The sequence below is a fragment of the Angustibacter speluncae genome, from assembly GCF_054777815.1.
In genome coordinates, this window is the sequence record NZ_BAAHAF010000088.1 from 1 (window position 1) to 4,057 (window position 4,057).

Annotated in this window: 4 protein-coding genes; all 4 read left to right on the plus strand. The window is 78.7% G+C overall.

Going from position 1 to position 4,057, the window contains the following annotated elements:
* Window positions 1-1,268: hypothetical protein (locus ACYVKY_RS11325; protein WP_460435089.1), on the plus strand; the 1,268-nt coding region annotated here is incomplete at its 5' end.
* A complete protein-coding gene (locus ACYVKY_RS11330) occupies window positions 1,261-2,169 on the plus strand; it encodes an ATP-binding cassette domain-containing protein (protein WP_460435090.1) in 909 nt (302 codons plus the stop codon). The genes ACYVKY_RS11325 and ACYVKY_RS11330, both read left to right, overlap by 8 nt.
* Window positions 2,166-2,825 carry an ATP-binding cassette domain-containing protein gene (locus ACYVKY_RS11335; protein WP_460435091.1) on the plus strand — a complete coding sequence of 220 codons (660 nt, stop codon included), beginning with the start codon at window positions 2,166-2,168 and terminating at the stop codon, window positions 2,823-2,825. The genes ACYVKY_RS11330 and ACYVKY_RS11335 overlap by 4 nt, the downstream gene beginning before the upstream one ends.
* Before the next feature lie 10 nt (window positions 2,826-2,835).
* Window positions 2,836-4,057, plus strand: a 1,222-nt coding sequence (locus tag ACYVKY_RS11340; protein WP_460435092.1) for a glycosyltransferase family 4 protein, incomplete at its 3' end; no start/stop codon positions are given.

Consider the following 4,057-nt stretch of genomic DNA (forward strand, 5'->3'; position numbering starts at 1 on the left):
GCGCGGCGGCGCCCGGCGACGAGGGCGCGGTCGTCGTCACCGTCGTCACCGCCGGGCTGGCCGTGCTGCTGTGGGCGCTCACCTCGGTCGCGTCGGTGCGCGACGTCGTCGAGGACCGGGTCGCGGCGGCCACCGGCGCGACGGCCGCTGCCGAGCTGCGCGGCTCGTGGGAGCTCGACCCGGACGCGCCGGCGCAGCTCACCGCCGAGCAGGTGCAGGACCGCACGATCGAGATCGAGGACCTCCCGGCCGGGCTCGGTTCGCCCGAGCTGCCGCCCGGGCAGACCGTCGTGTGGCACGCCCAGACCAGCGTCCCCGGGCGCGCCGGAGGGGTCGACGTGCTGCTGATCGACGCCGACTCCTTCGGGGCGGCCGCGAGCTGGGGGGCGACGGGCGCGGTCGCCGGGCTGCGCGACCACCTCCCGGAGATGGCCGCCGCCGAGGCCCGGACCGGCGAGCAGATGCGCGCCGGCGAGCGCTGGGACGCCCTGCCCGTCGTCGTGGTCGGCGACCTCGGCCTCGACGCCGGCAGCACCGCCAGCGTGGCCACCGACCTCGGCGGCGCGGTGCTGGTGCGCGTGCTCGACGTGGTCGAGGCGGCACCGGGCCGGCGCAGCGCGCGACCGCGGATCATCGCGCCGGCCGACCCGTTCCTGCTGCAGCACCTGAACAACGACCCCCGGCTGCGGCCGACCGCCCGCGCGTTCACCCCGCGCCGCGACCAGTTCCGCGCCGAGCTGTGGACCTCGGGCGGCGCGGCCGACCTCGACCGCACGCTCACCGCGGCCGGGGTCGAGCCGATCGAGGTGCGGACGGTCCAGGAGGCCCGCGCCCGCCCGGTGTTCGTCGCCGCCGGCCTCGGCCGCGGCTACCAGCTGGCGATCGGCGTGCTGCTCGCACTGCTGGCCGCCGCGGCCCTGGCCCTGCACGCCGACCGGGCGGCGGCGCGGCACCGTCCCACCGACGTGCTGCTCGGCCGGGCCGGACTCGGCCGCGGGGGCACGGCCCTGGCCCGCGACCTCGAGGTGGTCGTGCTCGGTGCCACCTCGGGGCTGCTGGCCGTGGTCGCCGTCCTGCTGGTGTCGCCGCTGGCGGACCGGCTGCTCGACCCCGGTGACGGCGAGCTGCCGGCCGCCCGGCTCGTCGTCGGACCCACCGCCGTGCTGGTCGCGCTCGCGGCCGTGGTCGCCACCACCGCGCTCGCGGCGGCCGCGGCCCGGGTGCGCGCCCGCAGCGGCAGCGACGCGGAGGTGCTGCGCGATGCCTGACCCGACCGGCACGCGGGAGCCGACGACCGGCCCCACCACGACCGAGCCCGCCCCGGACGGCGTCGGGTGCTCGCGGCTCGTCCGCATCTACCCGAGCGCCACCGGCGAGACGCACGCGCTGCGCGGCGTCGACGCGACCTTCGCACCGGGCACGTTCACGGCGGTGACCGGCCCGTCCGGCAGCGGCAAGTCGAGCCTGCTGCGCGTCCTGGCGCTGCGCGAGCGGCCGGACGGCGGTGAGGTGCAGGTGCTCGGCACCGACCCCGCCGCGGCCTCCCCGCGCGCCCTGCGCCGGCTGCGCCGCGACCGCCTCGGCTTCGTGCCGCAGCGCGGCGCGGACGCCGTGCTCACCCACCTCACCGCCGGCGAGCACCTCGCGCGCGTCGCCGACGATCGCGGGGGCCTGCGCGACGCCGTCGACACCGCCCTCGCCGTCGTGGCGCTCACCGACCGGGCCGACGTGCGCTGCGCCCTGCTGTCCGGCGGCGAGCAGCAGCGGCTGGCCGTCGCCTCCGCCTGCGTCGGCGACCCGGGCGCCGTCGTCGCCGACGAGCCGACCGCCGAGCTCGACGACGCCAGCACGGCCCTGGTGGCCGCCCTGCTCGCGGCCCGCGCGGACGCCGGGTCGGTCGTGGTCGTCGCGACGCACGACGCGCGGCTCGTCGGTGCCGCCGGCCGGGTGCTGCACCTGCGGCACGGGGTGCTGTCGACCGACTCGACCGGCGGCCGGGCGCTGGCCGCCATCGACCCGACCGGGCGCCTGCAGCTGCCGCCCGAGGCCCTCGCCCTGTTCCCGGGCCTGCGCGCGCAGGTCGTGGTCGAGGGCGACGGCGTGCGCCTCGTCCCGCCGACCGCGGCCGAGGCCGCCGCCGGTGACGACCCGCGCGGGGACGTGCTGTGAACGCCGCGCTGCGGGTGGTGGCCGTCACCCACGGCCGGCGCGAGCGCGACCGCCCGGTGCTCGACGACGTCTCGCTGGAGGTGGCGCGCGGCGAGGTGGTCGCGCTCGTCGGCCGGTCGGGGTCGGGCAAGTCGACGCTGTGCCAGCTCGCCGCCGGGCTGGAGCGGCCGGACACGGGGACGGTCGAGGTCGACGGCCGGCCCTCGGTGCCCGCCGCCGACTGGGGTGTCGTGGCGTTCCAGCCGCAGCGGCTCGCCCTCGCCGGCGAGCTGTCGGTCGCCGAGAACGCGCTGCTGCCCTGCCGGCTCGCGGGCGTCGAGCCGCCGCCCGACCTGCTCGCCGTGCTCGACGTCGCGCACCTGGCCGCCCGCTCGGCGGGGCTGACCTCGCTCGGCGAGCAGCAGCGCACCGGCATCGCCCGGGCGCTGTGCCGCCGTCCGGTGCTGGCCCTGCTCGACGAGCCCACGGGCCACCAGGACGACGAGCACGTGCAGGCCGTGCTCGCCGCGCTGGGCGCGGCGTCGGCCGCGGGCAGCGCGCTGCTGGTCGCCACGCACGACCCCCGGGTCGTCGCCGTCGCCGACCGGGCGGTGCACCTCGAGGGCGGACGGGTGGTGCCGCCCACCCCGGCGGACGCGCCGGCGACCCGCCCGTAGGGTGGCGGCCGTGACCCTCCCGCAGGACGCAGCGCGGCGTCCGCTGCGCATCGCCATGGTCGGGCAGAAGGGCCTGCCCGCCACGTGGGGCGGCATCGAGCACCACGTGGAGCAGGTCGGGCTGCGCCTCGCCGAGCGCGGCCACGAGGTCACCGTCTACTGCCGCGACACCTACGGCGAGCACATCCCCGACGAGCACCTCGGGATGCGGCTGCGGCGCACCTCGACGCTCGGCACCAAGAGCCTGGACGCCATCGTGCACAGCGCGACGTCCTCGGTGGCCGCCGTCGCCGCGCGGGCCGACGTCGTGCACTACCACGCGATCGGTCCCGGCCTGGTGGCCCCGCTGCCGCGCTACCTGACCCCGGCGGGCGTGGTGCTCACCGTCCACGGCCTCGACCACGCCCGCGACAAGTGGGGCCGGGCGGGCCGCGCCGCGCTCGGCACCGCGCACCTGATGAGCCCGCGCGTGCCGCACGAGCTGGTGGTGGTGTCCCGGGCCCTGCAGCAGCACTACCGCACCCGGTTCGGCCGCGAGACCGTCCACGTGCCGAACGGCGTCACCCTGCGCGACCTGCCCGCCGACCCGTCGGTCGTGACCGACCGGCTGGGGGTGCGTCCCGGCGGGTACCTGCTGTTCGTCGGCCGGCTGGTGCCCGAGAAGCGTCCGGACCTGCTGCTGCGGGCGTTCGCCCGCGTGCGCACCGACGTCCGGCTCGTGCTCGCCGGCGACTCCTCGTTCACCGACGACTACGTCGCCGAGCTCGCCGCGGCGACGGCCCGCGACCCGCGCGTGGTGATGGCCGGCTTCACCGTCGGCGACGACCTGGCGGCGCTGTACGCCGCGAGCGCCGGTGTCGTGCAACCGTCCTCGCTGGAGGGGCTCCCGCTCACGCTCCTCGAGGCGATCGGCCACGACGCGCCGGTGCTCGCGTCCGACATCGCGCCGCACGTCGAGGTGCTCGGCGGCGGGTCGCCGCGGCACCTGCTGTTCCCCTCCGACGACGAGGACGCGCTGGTCGCCGCGCTCGAGCGGCTGCTGGCCGCGCCGGCCGCCGGCGGGGCACCCGGGGCCGGGCGGCTGCGCGACGACGTGCTCGCGCGGTACAGCTGGGACGACGCCACGACCCGGCTCGAGGACGTGTACCGCCGGGTGGTCGGGCGCGAGGCCGGCCAGGAGCACCGCGACCGGCACCAGGACGATGACGGGCAGCAGCGTGGCCAGGCCGACG

Excerpts from the sequence above, each read along its gene's own strand:
- ACYVKY_RS11330 (WP_460435090.1), top strand. The coding sequence starts at position 1,261 with ATGCCTGACCCGACCGGCACGCGGGAGCCGACGACCGGCCCCACCACG.